Annotated in this window: 17 protein-coding genes; 9 read left to right on the top strand and 8 right to left on the bottom strand. The window is 43.6% G+C overall.

Annotated features, from left to right (window positions below; translation table 11 throughout):
• Nucleotides 1-2 precede the first annotated feature (2 nt).
• The 3 genes from ACKU41_RS12925 to ACKU41_RS12935 are packed head-to-tail and all read left to right on the top strand — an operon-like array spanning nucleotide 3 to nucleotide 2,643.
• On the top strand, nucleotides 3-710 hold the full coding sequence (locus ACKU41_RS12925) for an acylneuraminate cytidylyltransferase family protein (RefSeq protein WP_319777794.1): 708 nt from the start codon (nucleotides 3-5) through the stop codon (nucleotides 708-710).
• Nucleotides 707-1,603 (top strand): hypothetical protein, encoded by an 897-nt coding sequence (locus ACKU41_RS12930; protein WP_321401331.1) that lies wholly within the window; start codon nucleotides 707-709, stop codon nucleotides 1,601-1,603. Before ACKU41_RS12925 ends, ACKU41_RS12930 begins: the two co-directional genes overlap by 4 nt.
• Entirely contained in the window at nucleotides 1,591-2,643 is a 1,053-nt protein-coding gene (locus tag ACKU41_RS12935; protein ID WP_319777796.1) for an N-acetylneuraminate synthase family protein, read from the top strand. The genes ACKU41_RS12930 and ACKU41_RS12935 overlap by 13 nt, the downstream gene beginning before the upstream one ends.
• On the opposite strand, the gene ACKU41_RS12940 is transcribed toward ACKU41_RS12935, so the two are convergent.
• Nucleotides 2,644-3,030 (bottom strand): hypothetical protein, encoded by a 387-nt coding sequence (locus ACKU41_RS12940; RefSeq protein ID WP_321401334.1) that lies wholly within the window; start codon nucleotides 3,028-3,030, stop codon nucleotides 2,644-2,646.
• 191 nt (nucleotides 3,031-3,221) lie between these two features.
• Between ACKU41_RS12940 and ACKU41_RS12945 the strand changes: the two genes are divergently transcribed.
• The 6 genes from ACKU41_RS12945 to ACKU41_RS12970 all read left to right on the top strand — a co-directional run bounded on the left by ACKU41_RS12945 (nucleotide 3,222) and on the right by ACKU41_RS12970 (nucleotide 9,445).
• A complete protein-coding gene (locus tag ACKU41_RS12945; RefSeq protein WP_319777798.1) occupies nucleotides 3,222-3,965 on the top strand; it encodes an imidazole glycerol phosphate synthase cyclase subunit in 744 nt (247 codons plus the stop codon).
• Nucleotides 3,966-3,969: 4 nt separating this feature from the next.
• On the top strand, nucleotides 3,970-4,578 hold the full coding sequence (gene hisH, locus ACKU41_RS12950; protein ID WP_319777799.1) for an imidazole glycerol phosphate synthase subunit HisH: 609 nt from the start codon (nucleotides 3,970-3,972) through the stop codon (nucleotides 4,576-4,578).
• 11 nt (nucleotides 4,579-4,589) lie between these two features.
• Nucleotides 4,590-5,810 carry an N-acetyl sugar amidotransferase gene (locus ACKU41_RS12955; protein ID WP_319777800.1) on the top strand — a complete coding sequence of 407 codons (1,221 nt, stop codon included), beginning with the start codon at nucleotides 4,590-4,592 and terminating at the stop codon, nucleotides 5,808-5,810.
• 51 nt (nucleotides 5,811-5,861) lie between these two features.
• On the top strand, nucleotides 5,862-6,887 hold the full coding sequence (locus ACKU41_RS12960) for a nucleotidyltransferase family protein (protein WP_321401338.1): 1,026 nt from the start codon (nucleotides 5,862-5,864) through the stop codon (nucleotides 6,885-6,887).
• Nucleotides 6,874-8,280, top strand: a complete 1,407-nt coding sequence (locus ACKU41_RS12965; RefSeq protein WP_319777802.1) for a hypothetical protein — start codon at nucleotides 6,874-6,876, stop codon at nucleotides 8,278-8,280. The genes ACKU41_RS12960 and ACKU41_RS12965 overlap by 14 nt, the downstream gene beginning before the upstream one ends.
• A 97-nt stretch (nucleotides 8,281-8,377) precedes the next feature.
• On the top strand, nucleotides 8,378-9,445 hold the full coding sequence (locus tag ACKU41_RS12970; RefSeq protein ID WP_321401342.1) for a hypothetical protein: 1,068 nt from the start codon (nucleotides 8,378-8,380) through the stop codon (nucleotides 9,443-9,445).
• 65 nt (nucleotides 9,446-9,510) lie between these two features.
• Here the strand turns inward: ACKU41_RS12970 and ACKU41_RS12975 are convergent, their stop codons facing one another.
• The 7 genes from ACKU41_RS12975 to ACKU41_RS13005 all read right to left on the bottom strand — a co-directional run bounded on the left by ACKU41_RS12975 (nucleotide 9,511) and on the right by ACKU41_RS13005 (nucleotide 18,072).
• Nucleotides 9,511-11,061, bottom strand: a complete 1,551-nt coding sequence (locus tag ACKU41_RS12975; protein ID WP_321401344.1) for an ankyrin repeat domain-containing protein — start codon at nucleotides 11,059-11,061, stop codon at nucleotides 9,511-9,513.
• A gap of 26 nt (nucleotides 11,062-11,087) precedes the next feature.
• Nucleotides 11,088-12,473 (bottom strand): MBOAT family O-acyltransferase, encoded by a 1,386-nt coding sequence (locus ACKU41_RS12980; RefSeq protein WP_321401346.1) that lies wholly within the window; start codon nucleotides 12,471-12,473, stop codon nucleotides 11,088-11,090.
• Between the two features lie 13 nt (nucleotides 12,474-12,486).
• Nucleotides 12,487-14,358: a nucleoside-diphosphate sugar epimerase/dehydratase gene (locus ACKU41_RS12985; RefSeq protein ID WP_321401349.1), complete on the bottom strand. Its 1,872-nt coding sequence runs from the start codon at nucleotides 14,356-14,358 to the stop codon at nucleotides 12,487-12,489.
• A gap of 3 nt (nucleotides 14,359-14,361) precedes the next feature.
• Complete coding sequence (locus ACKU41_RS12990; RefSeq protein WP_319777807.1) at nucleotides 14,362-15,501, bottom strand: DegT/DnrJ/EryC1/StrS family aminotransferase; 1,140 nt, start codon at nucleotides 15,499-15,501, stop codon at nucleotides 14,362-14,364.
• 131 nt (nucleotides 15,502-15,632) lie between these two features.
• Nucleotides 15,633-16,253, bottom strand: coding sequence for an acetyltransferase (locus ACKU41_RS12995; protein ID WP_321401352.1), 621 nt, complete (start codon nucleotides 16,251-16,253; stop codon nucleotides 15,633-15,635).
• A gap of 103 nt (nucleotides 16,254-16,356) precedes the next feature.
• Entirely contained in the window at nucleotides 16,357-16,959 is a 603-nt protein-coding gene (locus ACKU41_RS13000) for a sugar transferase (protein WP_321401354.1), read from the bottom strand.
• Between the two features lie 3 nt (nucleotides 16,960-16,962).
• The gene (locus ACKU41_RS13005) at nucleotides 16,963-18,072 is read right to left on the bottom strand and encodes a glycosyltransferase family 4 protein (RefSeq protein ID WP_321401356.1); all 1,110 of its coding nucleotides are present in this window, start codon (nucleotides 18,070-18,072) and stop codon (nucleotides 16,963-16,965) included.
• Nucleotides 18,073-18,162: the final 90 nt, after the last annotated feature.

The following is an 18,162-nucleotide window of genomic DNA, read 5'->3' on the forward strand; positions in this document are numbered from 1 at the left end:
TGATGGACAAAGCTATAGCGGTAATTCCTGCTCGCGGTGGCTCCAAACGTCTTCCCAAAAAGAATATTAAGCCGCTGCTGGGTGTGCCTATGATCGGGTATACTATTCAGGCTGCTCTTGAGTGCGGTTTGTTTGAGCGTGTGGTTGTCTCAACTGATTGTCCTGAGATCGCGGAGGTCTCTCAAAAGTTGGGTGCGGAAGTTCCTTTCATACGGGAAGCAGGCATTGCTGATGACATTACCCCGGTCTCAGCAGCAACACTGGATGCATTAAACAGGGTTGACCCTGAGGGTAGCCGCTATGGTTATGTCTGCCAGTTGATGGCCAACTGTCCTATGCGCGATGCAGGTGACATTTCCGCCAGCTATGAGCATTTTACACAGCACGGAGCCGGGGCCCAGATAAGCGTTACCCGGTATGGCTGGCTTAATCCATGGTGGGCTATGGAAATGGATGAAGGGCAACCGCTCAGGCCGGTTTTCAAGGAAAAGCTCACTGCGCGCAGTCAGGATCTTGCTGACCTCTTTTGTCCTACGGGAGCTATCTGGTGGGCCAAAAGTGAAGTTCTTCGGGCTGAAGGAACTTTTCACACTGATGAAAAAATAGGTTGTGAAATTAATTGGGTTAATGCCGTGGACATTGATGACGAGAATGACTGGGCCATGGCCGAGTTTTTAATGTCCAGAAGACTTGCAGGAGAGTCTTCTTGAGCAACACAGCCCTGTACACGACTATTTATCCGGGCGAAGAGTTATACCTGAAGCCGTGGTTCGATTCCGTTGCAGCTCAGACCGATAATGATTTTGATATTGTTATCGGCCTTGATGCTTTTACCCCGGAGCAGGTCTTCGAACATGTGGGGCAGGAATTTGAAGCCCGGTTTGTGTCTGCTGATGCTGGGGCAACTCCGGTGGAAGTGCGTACTAAACCTATTGAATTGATCATCAACGAATATGATCAGGTGGTTTTTACTGACAGCGATGATGTTCTTTTCCCGCAGCGGGTTGAAAGGGCTAAGAAGCAGTTACAGCATTGCGACCTGACGGCATGTGCATTGGAGATCATCAATGAGGACGGAAGTGCTGCAGGGCAGCTTTTTCCTCTTAAAGAGAATGCTACACTTGAAGAGTTGTTACCGTTTGCGAATGTTTTTGGGCTTTCCAATACAGCTTACCGCTGTGAGCTTCTGCGCAGAGTACTGCCCGTGCCATGCGAATGTGTGATGATGGATTGGTTCATGGCGACTAAGGCGTGGTTTCTCGGTGCTGAAATTTACAGGGATTCTGCTCCCATGATGAGCTATAGACAGCATGGAAGCAATACTGCGCGTGTTCTGGCTCCTTTTACGGAAAAACAGATAATAAATGGATTCAGGTTGCTGAAATTGCATTATTCATTATTGTCTGATCATGTGCTCGCTGATTATCCGGATAAAATGGAATTATTCAGGGGAGCTGACACAAGACTGGACATTTTTATTGATTCCATGAAAGACGAAGCTAAGTTGAATACTTATTTGATTTCACTGAACAAACTTGAAGAAGAACATATCTGGTGGTCATGGCTGGCCCATCCCCAATTGGAGGAAATATGGAAAAATTAAATATAAACGGTAGATTGGTAGGTCCCGGTGAACCTCCTTACTTTATCGCAGAAATCGGTTCCAATCATAATGGTGACATGGAACTGTGTAAAAAAATGATTGATTCTGCAATAGAGTGCGGTGCAGATGCGGTTAAATTCCAGTCTTGGAGCAAGAAAACCCTTATTTCCAAGGCCGAATATGAACGCAATACAACTTATTCCGATACCCACCGCCATTTCGGCACTCTAAAGGAAATGGTGGAAAAATATGAGTTCACTCATGAACAGCACCTTGAGATTCTTGCCTACTGCAAAGAAAAAGGCGTGGATTTCATGTCTTCCGCTTTTTCTCCCGAAGAAGTGGATATGCTTTTGGATATGGGCATAGATTACATCAAGCTTGCTTCCATGGATGTGACACATTTGCCGCTGCTTAAATATATCGGCAGCAAGGGATGTCAGGTACTGCTTTCCACCGGCATGGCAAGTATGGGCGAAATTGAGACCGCGGTGCGGACATTGAGAGAGGCCGGTTCCGGGCCTATCCTGCTTTTTCATTGTATTTCAATTTATCCTCCGGAATATGAAGATATCCATTTGAATAACATTAAAACCCTGCAACAGGCTTTTGATCTTCCCGTCGGGTTCAGCGACCATACCATCGGATCTTCCATTCCTCTTGCTTCCGTGGCTATTGGGGCTTGCATGGTTGAAAAGCATTTCACCACAGACAAGGATATGGAAGGCTGGGATCACTGGATTTCCGCTGATCCTGCCGAACTGGAAGTTATCTGCAGGCAGGGCATGAATGTCTGGAAAGCTCTCGGCTCAACAGTACGCACTGTAAGTGAAGCTGAGATGGAAAAGCGTAAGAAATTCCGCCGTCGCCTGGTGACCACCCGTGCTGTGAAAAAAGGTGAAACCTTCAAGGTTGAAGATTTTGATTTCCTCCGTCCCGGCACAGGAATTGGCCCTGAGGAGTTGGATTACGCTGTGGGCCGCGTTGCTTCCCGTGATCTTGCAGATGGTGATGAACTCGAGTGGACTGATTTTGAGTGATTATTCTGCTAGGTTCTGCTCCGCATACGGGTAGTTATTTTTATCAAATTCATCCAGCCAAATAATCAGTTGGCCGTCCACCTGTTTGAGGTAATTATTAAATTTTTCTATCTCATCAGTATTAACGGTACATACGTAGATTGATGGCGGGTTTTGTTTTTTGCTAATAAAAACGCCAGTTTTAAAACCCTGCTCAGTCAGTCTGTAATTAAGAGAATTAGCGAGGTAATAGCCCCATTCTTTTTTTGTGTAATCGGAACTGTAGTTGTTTTCATCAATAAAGGTAACCTGCTCGTCTACTGCCAATTCTATGCTTCCGCAATCAGACAGCTCTATGCCTTGCATCGGTGTAAATTTTCGTGGAGGTTGCTTAATATCAAATTTCATTTTAGTCACCCTCTGCAGGTTGTAGTTCTGTTTGTATGGGATGGATCACCAGTAAATCGTGAATAGGTTTATCCCTAAATGATTTTGTTGACAATTCGTTCAGTTTTTCTTAACAAACAAAGAGATTAAATATAGGCATAAACTAAAATCCTTACGAAATATAATTTTTATAAGGATCCCAGGAGTTAAAAGTGAACACAAGAGTCATAGCAAGACTGGATGCCAAGCCTCCTTATATAGCAAAACCTGTCTATTTTGAAGGGCTGCGTAAAGTTGGCATGCCCGAAGACCTGGCATTGAAATATAGTTCCGCCGGTGCAGATGAGCTTTGTTATATTGATATATATTCAAGCCTTTGCCACCGAGAAATCAAGTTTGATCCGATAATGAAGATAGCTTCCTGCATCCTGATTCCGTTTGCTGTTGGCGGAGGGATCAGGTCTATTGATGATATGAAAGCTCTCTTTGACAGCGGAGCCGACAAGATCGTCATTAACACCTACGCACTGATGGAAACCCCCTCCATAATCGATAAGGCTGCTTCGTTATTTGGTAGTCAAGCTGTCACTGTACAGATTGATGCTAAGTGGCGTAACTCATGGTGGGAGTGTTATGCCGATTGCGGGAGAACCCCTTCAGGTAAGAATGTTATCGACTGGGCTTGTGAAGTTGAGAAAAGGGGAGCAGGAGAGATTCTGCTTAGTTCTGTGGACCATGATGGTGCTAAAAAAGGGTTTGATGTTTCATTGATAAAAAAAGTGAATGAAGCGACCTCAATCCCAATTATAGCGGGAAGCGGTGCTGGTTCAATAGACCATATTACGAAAATGGCCGTGGAAGCGACTCCTTCAGCTGTAGCGCTTGCGTCCGTGCTTCATGATGACATCGTGACTGTCGGTGAAGTTAAAGATGTTTTGAAGCAGGTAAGAGGGTAATCAGATGAAGCAGACAATTGGTGTCGTAAATATCGGGTCCTGTTGCAATATCTTTAATATACTTAAAGCATTAAATTTTATCACGGCCAGTTTTTTGGTTGTTGAAACTCCGGAAGACTTGAAAAAGGTGGATAAAATCATTCTCCCGGGGGTTGGTAATTTTAATAATGCTATTTTGGATTTAAAAGAGCGTGAGCTTCTTGAACCGCTTGCAGTGGAAGTTAAGAATAAGCATACACTAGGTATTTGCCTTGGCATGCAGATATTGGCCGATTTTGGATATGAAGACGGCAAGTCCAAGGGACTTGGGGTTATTCCCGGCGAAGTAAAAAAAATGAACTGTAACCAGGAATTGCCTCATCTTGGTTGGCGAAACCTGAATTTCATCGGACAGGCTAATCCCTTGTTTGAGGGTATTGGCCCTAACCATGAATTTTACTTCATGCATACTTATGAATTTAGGAATGATAACGCAGCCATCGCTACATCCACTTACGGTGGACAGAAGTTTATTTCTGCAATTGCTCAGGATAATATTTATGGCCTTCAATTTCATCCTGAAAAAAGCCGTTCACAAGGTATACGCCTTCTGGTCAACTTTTATAATCTCTAGAGGATACGGACATGCAAAACCGTGAAACTAAGAAAAGATTTAATCTTCCTGACGAAATAAAATTTTGTAAGCGTTGCACAATGTCCAACCAGCGTCCTCGCATCACTTTCGATGATGAAGGGATATGTTCAGCCTGCCGCTTCGCTGAGTATAAAAATTTTGTGGTGGATTGGGATGAACGCGACAAAGAGTTGCGTGCGCTTTGCGATAAACATCGTTCCAAAGATGGCAGTTATGATGTTGTGGTTCCGTCAAGCGGCGGCAAAGACAGCGGCTTTGTAGCCCACAAATTGAAAGAAGAGTATGGTATGCATCCGTTGACTGTCACGTGGGCTCCGGCTCTTTGGACTGATGACGGCATGCGCAACTATGAAAATCACATTGTTGATGGTGGGCTTGATAATGTCATGGCTAAGCCTAGCGGAATTACGCATAAGCTTTTAACAAAGCTATCCTTCGAACTCCAAGGCGATCCCTTTATGCCATTTAACTACGGTCAATACAACATGCCGCTAAGGACTGCTGTTGAGCGGAAAATACCATTAATCATGTACGGGGAGAACTCTGAAGTTGAGTACGGCGGTTCAATGAAGCATGCCTATCATCCTGATGTCCCTATTAAAGATATCGAGTTGATGAACTGGCACGGATTCACAATTGATGTCCTTAAGAAATATGGATTAAAAGAGTCCGACTTACAGATTTATCGCCGTCCTACTCAAAAGGATATTGATAAGGTTGGAGTGCAAATCCATTACATGGGGTATTTTACTAAATGGATTCCGCAGGTTAATTACTATTACTGCGCTGAAAATACCGGATTTATTCCTTATTACAAACGTAGTGAAGGAACTTACTCCAAGTATGCTTCCATTGACGACAGGCTGGACGGTTTTCATTACTATTTGATGTACATAAAATTCGGTATCGGTCGCGCAACATCTGATTCTGCGCACGAAGTACGTGATGGACATATCACCCGTGAAGAGGCAGCCGGTCTCGTTAAGCGTTTTGATGGTGAGTTTCCATGGGATAACTATCAAACCTTTTTGAACTACTGTGATATCAATGATGAGTTTTTTTGGAAAGTAGTTGATAGTTGGCGTTCTCCGCATATATGGGATAAGAAAGATGGAAAATGGGCGCTGAAGAAAGCTGTTTGGCACGAAGAAGCTCTTAAAGAGGCGGCTGAACCGGCTCCTAAAATTAAAGCGTGTAAGATAACTAAATAATGATTTTGCAGCTCTGCTTTAGCAGGGCTGCTAATTTTTGGGCGGGAAAGCATGCTTTTTAAACTTATACTCACAAAAGATACTTCATTTGAGGATGCTCTAAAGGCTGTCGATGTCTATGGTTACGGCTTTGCTCCTGTTGTTGATGTCGAGGATCGTTTAGTTGGAATTATTACTGATGGTGATATCAGACGCGCTGTTCTTGATGGCAAAAGGGACCTTGAGTCAATAATTAACCGCAAACCATATTCTCTTCCGGAAGGCATTTCTCAAAAAAAAGCTTTTCAGACTTTGCGGAGCATTAAGCGGCGTCAAGCCCCTGTTGTGGATAAAAATAACAGGCTGGTTGATGTAATTACTCTTGACGATATCGATTTTAACGCTAAGCCAAATGCAGCTGTTATTATGGCTGGAGGATTGGGAACGAGGCTGGGGGATCTGACGAAGACAACTCCAAAGCCTATGTTGCCAATAGGTAAAAAACCGGTTCTGGAGTATATAGTTGAGGCTCTTTTCAGAAACGGGTTTACCAACTTGATGATCAGCGTTAATTATAAGTCTGAAATAATTAAAGATTATTTTAAAGATGGTTCTGATTTTGGCGTTGAAATTGAGTATTTGGAAGAAACCAAACGTCTTGGTACTGCCGGGTCACTTGGGTTGATTACCAGAGAAATGGACGCACCTTTTCTGGTAATGAACGGAGATATTCTAACGAGCCTTAATTTTGGTGATCTTTTGAGGCATCATGTTGCCACGAATGCTGCCCTTACTGTGTGTTCAAGAGAATTCAACTATCAATTGCAATACGGAATCATTGAACAGCAGGAAGGCAGGGTGGTTGATTTTAAAGAAAAACCATCACTTGATTTTCAGATTAGTGCTGGAATTTATGCTCTTTCCCCTGAAATTATTTCTTTAATTCCTGAGGATACTTTTTATGATATGACTACGGCCATATCGGACGCATGCAAAAATAACCTGCATGTTACTACTTTTCCTCTTGACGGTTATTGGATCGATATCGGTCAAAAACAAGATTACGACAACGCGATTAATGATTATGCCACAGAATAAAAAAGATGCTGTTTTACTTATAGGAAGGGGTCCTCTTTTTGCTGCCTATATCCAAGGACTTATTAATGGTTTTAGCGAAAAGTATGAGGTTCTGGTTGTCGATGCTAATAGTCCGGCGTATTCAGGAAAGCACATAAGACTTGAGTCAGATTATTATGATTTAGTTGATAGTGTGGATGGCAGCGAAGTTCTTAAAGTAGAAGATGAGTTGAATTTAAATTCCATATACTCTTATTCGAATTATCTGTATTACGGACGGTTAGCTCAAGAGGCAAACCTTCGGTACGATATTTATTGGATTTCTCGTGATGAAATCAATCGAAGATTTTATTCTTCTTATCTGTATTTTAAAAAGATATTCGAAAAATATAATATTGTATTTGCCTTCCATGACACGATTGACCACATATACTCATTTGTTTTGGAGGCTTTTTCAAAAAAAATGGGATTTGGTTTTTACCATACTTTTACTATACCGGGCATATTTAATAACAGACTGTTAAATGGTACAACGCAGCGTTTGACCAATCCTCATTTCTTGTATGAACTGACCCATCGTTCTCAGCCAAACGAAGAAGAAAAAGAGTTTATTGATGAGTTGCTCAATAGTTTTGCTAAAGAAAAGCCTACAATGGACTATATGAAAGTTAGGCCGACTTCGTACTTCAATAGGTATGAAGTGGTTAGTTTCATCAAAAATCTTAAATATCTGCCATATGCTTATCAGAGAATTAAAAATCGTGCGTATTTAATTAAGAAGACAAAGAATTTTGATTTAAGTGCTCAAGGTAAATACATACTCTTCTTCTTTTCGCATCAGCCTGAATCTGTAACGACTTCTGCCGCTCAGGAATATGTAGACCAATGGAAGATTGTTGAAGAATTGGCCGTCCATGCTCCTTCGGACATGAATATAGTGATTAAGGACCATCCTTTCGGTTTTGGTTGGAGGGGTAAAGATTACTATGAAAGATTGTTGCGTTTGCCTAATGTTCATATGTCTCCGATCAACTATCCTGGTAAGGATCTGATCAAGAACGCTATGGCCGTATTGACTATCAATGGTTCTGTAGGTCTAGAGGCAATGATGTATGGCGTGAAGTCTTTTTCTCTTGGGCATGCGTGGTATTCACATCCTGATTTTATTCCGAATATTGACAGTCCTGCTGAGGTTTACTCGCGCCTTGAAGAACCGGATTTGTCCATCGATCAAATACGTCAGATAATACTAGCCGCTTTAAGATGCAGTGTTGATTTTAAAGTTGAGTATACTCCGGCAGTAACACGTGATAAAATTGAATCAGGTGAAAGGCTTGCTAAACATATGATGAAACATGAAAGATTTTATTTTCATAGATATGAAGACATAAAAGATAGCGTTTTGGGTTCCTGATATTGGTAGAAACTTATATGTCATTTTAAATGTCGTGGCGATTTCACAGTACTATGTATAACTGACAGCATAAAATTGTACTTTACAGGACTATTTAATGAAAAAAATATATATACATATTGGAATGCCAAAAACTGGTACTTCTTCAATCCAGAATGCACTAACGAAGAACAATCAATTGTTCTTAAAAAATGGTTTATTTTACCCTTTAATAGGTACAAATTACAGCACCGGTTACGTTAACGGTTTATATTTTAAAAACGACTATAAAAAAAATTTTGTATACAATAATCTGTTGTTACTTAAGAGAACATCTATATTAAGAAAAGCCTTAGACCAATTTGCTAAAAATGATTGTCATACTTTACTCTTTTCTGAAGAGAATTTATTCGAGCATTACAATGATTTTTGCACTGCTTTTAAGAAATTTAGATTTTTTAAAAAATTCGACGTCAAAATCATTATTTATTATCGCCGCTCAGTAGAATATATAGCTGAAATTTGGGCTCAAACGGTGAAATCAAACAGGCAGGTTTATTATCAAAAAGACGGAAGCATGGTGTTAGTGGACTTGGACAGCCATAAGCAAAAAAATATTAGCGAAGTCAGTCTCGTTGATTTCTTAGCAAACTATGCTCATAAAGATAATTTTAATACATTTCAGCGTCTTTCCGAAACTTTTGGTAAAGAGAATATAATTCTAAGGCCATTTGAAAAAGAACAATGGAAAAACAACGACTTGTTGGATGATTTTTTCTCTATCTTCGGAATAGAATTAAACGATGAATTTAACTTACAAAATGTAAACATTACTCCAAATAGAATTCAAATTGAAAAAATAAATTATATGAACAGCTTTCTTCCAGCTAGAAGTTTTGATGGATTTATAAAGACCAAAGAACTTATGCTTGATAGTAAAGAAAATCAGTCAATCGTTGAATCGTTACCCGATTCGATTATTAAAAAAAGTAGTGAAGATTATCATAAAGAAGAATGTCGCATCGCAAAAGAGTTCTTAGAGCGGGATGAGATGTTTAATAGTAAATATCTCTCTTTTTATGGCAAAAAAAGAAACACTTATGCGGAATTAATTTTTGATAATGAAGAAAAAGAAGAACTCCAGAAGACTGTACAATTAATAAAGAATAAATATTGTAATCAGTAGCCATGTCTACAAAAATGCTCTTAGCCTGAGTCTTTTAAAGAATATAAGAACTATTTGTGTGAAGATCAGTTTCCGTAGTATTTATTTTGAAGCACTAAATACTTATTATATGCAGTCGCATTACCAGGGTTCTTTCTTAATTCTAAAACCAGTCGTGCATGCTCTGCCAATGGGCTGTCCGGGGCATATGAAAGTAGAAAATCCAATTGTTTTTGGTTGTTTTTAGCCAGTGCAAAGGTGAAAACTGATTGCTTAAAGTCCTGCCTGCCGGACTCATATTTGTTTATATAATTTATGTCTGCACCGCTTTTTAACAGCAAAGATAACATCTCAGTGCCTTTTGTCGATTTGAGGGCAACAATTAACGGAGTTGTGCCGGCAATCTGATTATTAACATCTGCACCGAGCAGGATGGCATTTTTTACTCCGTCGGTAATACCGGACATAATGGCATAATGCAGATTTACATTGTTTGCCTGCTTGTTTTTATTGAAGTTCCTTCCAGAAGAAAGAATCATTTTTAACAAAGATGGTTTATCAAGGAAAAAACTTTTCCCAACCATAGCTTCCACCGCAATCCCCTTGTCATAGAGGTATAAGACTAAATCATCACGCCCTAACTTATGTATTTCGTCTATGAACCCAGTATCGACTAACTGCGGGTGCTTTGTAATATAAGTAAAAAAATCATCCTTTTTCATTTCTTTGAAATTGGGGTGGGTCGTAGGGGTGGCTCGCGTATATTTGATTTTGTCTTGAGTCCAGTACCTTTTGTTGAAAAGTTTTTTCAGACCTGTTGACGTAAGATGTGTTGGATCTGAAAACAGGTTCTTATGACCGGTAAAATCAGTATTCCCGTAAAGATCATAGTAGCTGGAACATGATGAAATGGCTGAATTTAGTATTGCGTTCAGTTTTGCCTGTTGCCCGGTATTAAGATTTTGGCACCAAGGTACAGTAAAATACGTGATCTTAACTCTATTCTTTATGCAAAATGAATTAATCTCAGCAAGTTTATCCAAATAATACTGAGATACAAAATGACTGTTAAAGACCACAACGTTATCTTTATACGATTCGTCTTTTTTGTGTAAGACACCGAACTCATCGATAAAGTTCGGGTGTTCTGACTCAGGTCCGACATTATTTTTCACGCATTTCCAGGCATCTTCAATCTTATCGGGGCCTATATTGCGGAAGCTTTCCATGAAAAGAGCTGCTTTGCTGGCCAGCTCAGGCGCGGAGCTTTCGTAGTGAAAACTGTTTATATCAATCAGGTAGTATATCTGTTTGATATTTTTGATCTGCTTCTCGTCCAAAGTTTTCAACAAGGCCAGAATGTCGCCGGGGTTGACATAAATTGAGGTGCTGAAATTGAGCACAGGTTCGCCCAGAATTTCTTCTGAAACCAGCATGGTCCTGCTGCTTCCGAAGACAAGGGTATACTGCCCGTCGTATAGTTTTGATGCGACTTTGAGCGCGCTGCTTTTTAAATTTTTAAACTTAAGCTTATTGTAATTCCCTTCAATCAGCCGGAATTCGCCGTATGGATCAATAATGATGTTGACCGTCAAGATAAGAGCGATGATCAGCGCCGCAAGGGTAGAAATTGTCAATATGGTCCATCTACGTATTGTCATAATTAGAAATCAAAATAAAGAAAGGTTTGATTGGTGTAGAGAAGCACGAATGCAACCATAAACATGCTGATGGCCATAGCAGATTCTTTAAAAGTGAATTTCATGTTTTCTGCTGTGGTTACGGAGTTTTTAAATCGGGCAGTAAAAGCAATCAGCGCGATGCATACTCCCAGCAGCATGAATTCGTCCTGAAAGGTGAGGGCGGTGGAGAATCCGATGTTAACCATACCCAGCATGCCCTTATAGATTTTTATGGCATCAAATGTTGTTTCAGCTCTGAATAATACCCAGCAGGCGTTTACGTAGAGAAAAGTCAGCAGCCATCCTGCATAGGCCGGAAGTTTGTTGCCGGTGTTCTGCCAGATACGGTGGATGATCATGGCTGTGCCGTGCAGACCTCCCCAGATTATGAAATTCCAGCCTGCGCCATGCCAAAAACCGATGAGCAGGAAGGAAATCAGCAGGTTTTCAAGGGTGCGGTAGGCTCCTTTGCGACTTCCGCCAAGTGGAAAATAGATATAATCGCGTACAAAGCGTCCGAGAGTGATGTGCCAGCGCCGCCAGAAGTCCTGAATATTAAGCGATTGGTACGGGGAATTGAAGTTGTTGGGCAATTTGACGTTGAATAGAAGGCCCAGCCCCAGCGCCATATCCGTGTAACCGCTGAAATCAAAATACAGCTGGCAGGTGTAGGCAAGGCTGACCGCCCATGAGTCCCAGAAAGGCAGGGCCAGGGCCTTGTCAAACCCGCTATTAACATAGGGTGCAAGTGAGTCGGCAATGACGATTTTTTTGAACAACCCCATGCTGAACAGGAAGAATCCCTGCCCGATGTTTTGAAAATTAATCCTCCCTGCATCTTCGGCATTGAATTGCGGGGTGATTTCCTGTTGGTAGCTGATCGGACCGGCCACAAGTTGCGGAAAGAACGAGACGAAAAGACTGTAATCCAGCAGGTTGCAACGGGCGGCTTTGCCCCGGTAAGTGTCGACCAGAAATGAAATCTGCTGAAAAGTATAGAAGCTGACTCCGAGAGGGATAATGATTTTTTCGGTGATGGTCGGCATCCCTGTCAATTCGGCAATGTTGTTGAAGAAAAAGTTCTTGTATTTGAAATAGCCGAGCACTGCGAGGTTGGCAGCTACGGCTATGGTCAGGATCTGTTTGCTTTTCTTGCGGTAAAGAGCCTCGGACATGCAGAAATTGAACAGGATGGTTCCACTGAGCAGATAGAGATATTCGGTCTTCCACCAGCCATAAAAGGTAAAAGAAGCGAGCACCAGAAATAGCTTACCTGCTTCATGCTGTTTGAATTTCCTGAGTAGAAAGTAGACAGTGAAGACAAGCGGCAGAAAGAAAAGAATAAAAATATGTGAATTGAAAAGCATGTTTTTTTACCTGTTACCCTTCCTCATCAAACTCAGGTATAACCTCATGCAGCATGTTCCTGACTCCATCAGCATGGAATTTATCCGCAGCAGCCTTCATATCCTGTAACTGGCTATTGAATTTGGCACAGTATGCTTCATGATCATTTTCAAAACCTTTGAGAACCATAATTTTGTCATGCTCTGTACGGACAATGCCTTCACCTTCGGTGATTAATTCTTCGTAAAGTTTTTCTCCTTCTCGAAGTCCGGTGTAGACGATTTCAATATCTTTGCCCGGTTCTTTACCGGAGAGTCTAATCAGGTCATGGGCCATGTCGGCTATTTTGACAGGTTCACCCATTTCAAGGATGAAAATTTCACCCCCTTCAGCCATAACTCCGGCCTGAAGGATCAGCTGAGCTGCTTCGGAGATGGACATGAAGTAACGGGTCACGTCTTTGTGGGTAACTGTAACCGGGCCGCCTTTCTCAATTTGCCTGCGAAACAGCGGAACGACAGATCCTGATGATCCGACGACATTACCGAAACGAACGGCCATGAAAGTTGTTTTGGAGTCATGAAACAAGCGCATAAGCAGCTCTGTTACCCGTTTGGAAGCACCCATGATGTTGGTGGGGCGTACTGCTTTGTCTGTGGAAACGATGACAAAACGGGCTACTCCGTGTTTGTCCGCTACGGTCATCACATTTCTGGTGCCGCAGATGTTGTTGTGAATCGCCTGCCACGGGTTGCGTTCCATCATAGGAACATGTTTGTAGGCAGCGGCATGGAATACGGTATGCGGTGTATATTTACCGAAAGTTTCATCCATGAGCTGTTCATCCTGAACAGACCCGAGTACTGTTACATAATTATGAAATTTAAGTTCATGATGCAGTTCCATCTGGATGCCGTAAAGGTTGGCTTCACTGGAATCCACAAGGATGATTTTTTCCGGGTTGAAACGGATTACCTGACGTACTAATTCCGAGCCTATGGACCCCCCACAGCCTGTTACAAGTACAATCTTGCCGGAAAGATATTCGCTGATGGAAGTTGTATCCAACTGCACCGGAGCGCGGCCCAGCAAATCCTGATAGCTGACATCCCGCAGGGCTTTGATGCCGACTTTGCCGTTTATGATTTCATCCATGCCGGGAAGGATTTTGTAGGGTAGACCGGTTTCTTTGCAGGCGTTGATTATTTCGCGCATCTGTTCACCGGAGGCTTCCGCAACGGCAATGAGGATTTCATTGACGCATTTGTTTTCCACCAGTTCCTGCAGATCGGACAGAGGGCCGAGAACGGGGACTCCGTGGATGGTCCTGCCTCGTTTGTTCTTGTCGTTATCCAGCAAACCTATGGGACGGTATTTTAGCTGCCCGCTGCTCATAATTTCGCGGATAACCTTTTCCCCTGCCCGTCCGGCGCCGATGATTAGCACATTGTTGCCGTCAACAGGGCAGGCGTCCGGTGAAAACTGGATGGAATTACCGTCCTTGTATGCATAAAATGAACGGATAATAACCCTCATTCCGCCGCACATGAATACGGTCAGCATCCAGTCGATAATGAAAACTCCGCGAGAAAATCCGCCGAAGCCGAATTTATAAAGGACAACGGTAACCAGAATCAGTGACTGCAGAAAGGTGGCCTCAAGTATGTGCCAGAGGTCGCGCAGGCTGGTGTAGCGCCACATACCCCGGTATAAGCCCAGCCCTAAAAACACTGAGAATTTGATAATCACAGTGTATTTGAGCAGCTCCAGACATTGTGTCTGCGCATATCCGGGCAGGCTGAAGTCAAAACGGAATAGGTAGGCTGCGTAAAAAGCGGCTACAAAAATAATCAGGTCCAGCAGGACCATCAGGTAAAAATTTAAATTTCGCAGGTTATGGATCATAATTTATCTTCCGCAGCTTTTAATCAGGTCAACAATTCTTTTCATATCGTCTGCTTTCATAGCTGTGCCGGAGGGCAGGCAGAGACCGCGTTTAAAAAGGTCTTCGCTGACTTTACCGCCGAAAACAGTATTTTTTTCGAAAACAGGTTGCTTGTGCATGGGCTTCCAAACCGGGCGTGATTCAATATTTTCTTTTTCAAGTTCAATCCTGATTTCATCAGGAGAAGCGCCGAACTCCTCTTCATCAACCAGCATTACCGAAAGCCAGCGGTTGCACCTGCCGTATTCAGCTTCAGGCATGAATGAAATGCCGGGGCAGTTGCCCAGCTCTTGCCTGTAGTAATCAAAAATTTCTCTTTTGCGTTCTACCCGGTCGGAAATGACTTCCACCTGTCCGCGTCCCACTGCGGCTACCAGATTGGACATGCGGTAGTTGTAACCGATTTCTTTATGCTCGTAGTATGGTTCAGGTTCTTTGGCCTGCTGGGAAAGCCAACGCGCCCGGCTGATAAGTTCTTCGTCATCCGAAGCCAGAAGTCCGCCCCCTGACGTGGTGATGATTTTATTGCCGTTAAAGGAGTAGGCGGCCATAAGTGCACCTTTTCCCGCGTGCCTGCCTTTGTATGTGGCTCCCACAGACTCGGCGGCATCCACAATCAGCGGAATACCGTGCGGTTCAATGATTTCAAGTATGCGGTCATAATCGGAGCACTGACCGTAAAGGTCGGTGGGAATAACCGCCTTGGGTTTGCGTCCTTTGGAAATATAGTAATCCACCGCTTCGGCCAGCAGATCCGGGTTCATGTTCCATGATTTGTAGTCGCTGTCGATAAAAACAGGTTCAGCCCCCAGAAAAGTAACCGGGCTTACACTACCGATAAAGGTCAGCGAAGAGGCTATAACCACGTCTCCAGGTTGAACGCCCACAAGACGCATGGCAAGGTGTAAAGCCGCTGTACCGCTGGAAAGGGCCGCACAATGAGCTAATCCGGTCAGTTTAGAAAAATCCTGTTCAAATCCGTTGACCATGGGGCCGAGCGGGGCAATGAAATTGCTTTCAAAAGCCTGCCGGACATATTCCTGCTCAGAGCCTCCCATATGGGGAGGAGAAAGATAAATGCGTTCGTTTTTGCTTGCGGACACTTGTGTTGTTTCCTTTTGAGGTAAAAAATAAGCAACCATGGGTCTGATATTATATTTTCAAGCTTTAGTACAGTTGGGGCGTAACTAATTAAAATTGATTGTAATAATTGCTTAAATATTAATGAAAACTGTCATGCTTTTGCCCGGGCGGGAATTCCTACCGCGGTAATCCCGTCCGCTATGTCTTTGGTCGCCGTGGAACCGCCTCCAAGAATGGCCCCTTTGCCAATGCTGGTTCGTGGCAATACTGTGGCTCCGATACCGACCATGGCTTCCTCGGCAACCAGAACTTCGCCTCCGAGAACAGATCCGGGAGCCACATGGGCGTGCGGGCCGATCTTGTTGTGATGTTCAATCGTGGAATTGGTGTTGATGATGGTGTTGTCTTTGATTTCGGCTCCGGTATTGATAACCGCTCCGGCCAGAATCATACATCCGGCACCTATTTTTACAGTGGGGGCAATCACCGCCGAGGGATGAATAACTGAAAACAGATTTTCCCCGGCCTTGGTCAATTCATTGAAAATTCTTTTGCGCAGGTTGTTGTTGCCGATGGCCACGACAACTCCATCATGTTCAAGATCATTAAGCGAAGCGTTGCCTCCGGGAACAGGAAGACCCATGATTTCTGTGCCTATGAGGACAGGGTTTTCATCCAGAAAAGCGACCGGTGTTGCGTTTGTCATCTGCAGTATGGCATCGGCCACAACCTGGCCGTGTCCGCCTGCACCTATAATAATAATTTTTTGCATTTGTTAATCCCGTCTCGTTCGTAAACAAATAATGATGAAACCCGCGATTAAATCTCGGGATTATGAATCCTTTCTTTTAAGGGTAAGGGATTCCGGCAGGGGTTTAGTCTTTTTCGCTGCCCATGAATTCCTGCGCAGTGGCCTGCCCCGGTTGGGCGATTCCTTCCCGTTTAAACACACGGGCCACGGTCAGGTATAAAATTTTAATATCCAGCAGCAGGTTATGGTTGTCCACGTACCAGACATCTAGTTTGAATTTATCTTCCCAAGAAATGGCGTTACGTCCATTGACCTGTGCCCATCCGGTGATGCCGGGCAGAACCTCGTGACGGCGTCCCTGTTCCGGGGAGTAGCGTTCAAGGTATTGCATGAGCAAAGGTCGCGGGCCGACCAAAGACATATCCCCGAAAATAACGTTGATCAGTTCCGGAAGTTCGTCCAGCGAGGTGGAGCGCAGGATCTTACCAAATCTGCTGAGCCGCTCGGAATCAGGGAGCAGGTTGCCGTATTCGTCCTTGGCATCGGACATGGTTTTGAATTTGATGATATTGAAAGGCTTGCCGTGGAGTCCCGGTCTGCGTTGGATAAAAAAGATGCCGCCGCCCATGTTTTTATGGATGGCAAAAGCGACAGCCAGCAGTACCGGAAAGAAAAGGATCAGCGCGCTGATGGAAAGAACAAGGTCAAAGCATCTTTTAACAGTCATCAATTATAATCCCATGGCTTTTAGTATGGTCGCATTGACCTTGTTAACATCGAATTTTTCAGCAGCATATGCCAGAGAGGCATCACCCATGGGCTGCAAGAGCTCCGGCTGGATAATGAATTTTTCCATGGCTTGTTCCAGTGCTGATGTATCTTTTACCGGAACCATGAAACCGTTCTGTCCTTCAATGACAGTTTCGCGGCAACCTGTGGTGTCTGTCGTTACTATCGGTCTTCCGGTAGCCATGGCCTCCAGCACGGAGCGGGGGGTTCCTTCGCGGTATGAGGGCAGGACGTATACCGTGCAATTCTGCAATTCGCCGCGCACATCGTCAACCGGACCGATACATTCAACTCCGTTATTCTGCCAAGTTTTGGTCAGATCGTCACGGATTGAATCAGGGCCGTTGTCGTGGGGGCCGACCAGTCTGAATTCTGCCTGCGGGTATTTTCTTTTGAGTTGCATAGAGGCTTCAGCGAACTCACGTACACCTTTTTCTTTAAGCAGTCTGGATATACACAGGAAAACAGGATTGGTCTGCGGGACAGGTGAAGAGGCGTAATGACTAAGATCTACGCCTGAACCGTTGGTGATCACTGTGGACTTGTTCTTGGGGATGATACCCAGTTCTTTGAACAGATCACAGTCATCCGGGTTTTGGAATAGGACTGTTTTATTGCAGGTCAGCCCTGCTCGGTACATATTTTTAACCAGCTTGAAGAGAAGGCCGCGTTTGCCGGTAGTCTGCCCGAAGGCATAGCCCAGCCCGGTAATCATGGAATAAATACCCTTCACTCCAGCCAGTTTTGCTGCAATGGAGCCGTAGATAACTGGTTTTATAGTATATGAAAGAACTGCGTCAGGTTGAACCTGTTTTAAGATTTTTACCAGTGCGAAAAGGGCAGCCAAATCTTTTGCCGGGTTCATTCCTTTGCGCTGGATGGGGGCTTCAATAAATTTGATGCCCCAGTGTGCCAGCTTTTGCGGTACGTCGGAAGAGTCTAAAGGAGCGATTCCGTAGATGTCATGTCCCGCATCTTTCATGGCGCGCAGCATGGGGCCGCGAAAGTTAATCAGTGACGGGCCGTATCCGCCTATAATTGCTATTTTCATTTTTCCTCCAGCAGAGGAGGACATTACTTGTGGTTTTGGAAGGGTGTCAATCCTAACCGGAGGCGTCACGGCTTCTTTTAGGTCCAGCGC

The sequence above is a fragment of the Maridesulfovibrio sp. genome (genome assembly GCF_963678865.1).
GTDB lineage: Bacteria > Desulfobacterota > Desulfovibrionia > Desulfovibrionales > Desulfovibrionaceae > Maridesulfovibrio.

Excerpts from the sequence above, each read along its gene's own strand:
- ACKU41_RS12955 (WP_319777800.1), top strand. The coding sequence starts at position 4,590 with ATGCAAAACCGTGAAACTAAGAAAAGATTTAATCTTCCTGACGAAATA.
- ACKU41_RS12970 (WP_321401342.1), top strand. The coding sequence starts at position 8,378 with ATGAAAAAAATATATATACATATTGGAATGCCAAAAACTGGTACTTCT.
- ACKU41_RS12995 (WP_321401352.1), bottom strand. The coding sequence starts at position 16,253 with ATGCAAAAAATTATTATTATAGGTGCAGGCGGACACGGCCAGGTTGTG.
- ACKU41_RS13005 (WP_321401356.1), bottom strand. The coding sequence starts at position 18,072 with ATGAAAATAGCAATTATAGGCGGATACGGCCCGTCACTGATTAACTTT.
- ACKU41_RS12980 (WP_321401346.1), bottom strand. The coding sequence starts at position 12,473 with ATGCTTTTCAATTCACATATTTTTATTCTTTTCTTTCTGCCGCTTGTC.
- ACKU41_RS13000 (WP_321401354.1), bottom strand. The coding sequence starts at position 16,959 with ATGACTGTTAAAAGATGCTTTGACCTTGTTCTTTCCATCAGCGCGCTG.
- ACKU41_RS12965 (WP_319777802.1), top strand. The coding sequence starts at position 6,874 with ATGCCACAGAATAAAAAAGATGCTGTTTTACTTATAGGAAGGGGTCCT.
- ACKU41_RS12935 (WP_319777796.1), top strand. The coding sequence starts at position 1,591 with ATGGAAAAATTAAATATAAACGGTAGATTGGTAGGTCCCGGTGAACCT.
- ACKU41_RS12925 (WP_319777794.1), top strand. The coding sequence starts at position 3 with ATGGACAAAGCTATAGCGGTAATTCCTGCTCGCGGTGGCTCCAAACGT.
- ACKU41_RS12940 (WP_321401334.1), bottom strand. The coding sequence starts at position 3,030 with ATGAAATTTGATATTAAGCAACCTCCACGAAAATTTACACCGATGCAA.
- ACKU41_RS12985 (WP_321401349.1), bottom strand. The coding sequence starts at position 14,358 with ATGATCCATAACCTGCGAAATTTAAATTTTTACCTGATGGTCCTGCTG.
- hisH (WP_319777799.1), top strand. The coding sequence starts at position 3,970 with ATGAAGCAGACAATTGGTGTCGTAAATATCGGGTCCTGTTGCAATATC.
- ACKU41_RS12960 (WP_321401338.1), top strand. The coding sequence starts at position 5,862 with ATGCTTTTTAAACTTATACTCACAAAAGATACTTCATTTGAGGATGCT.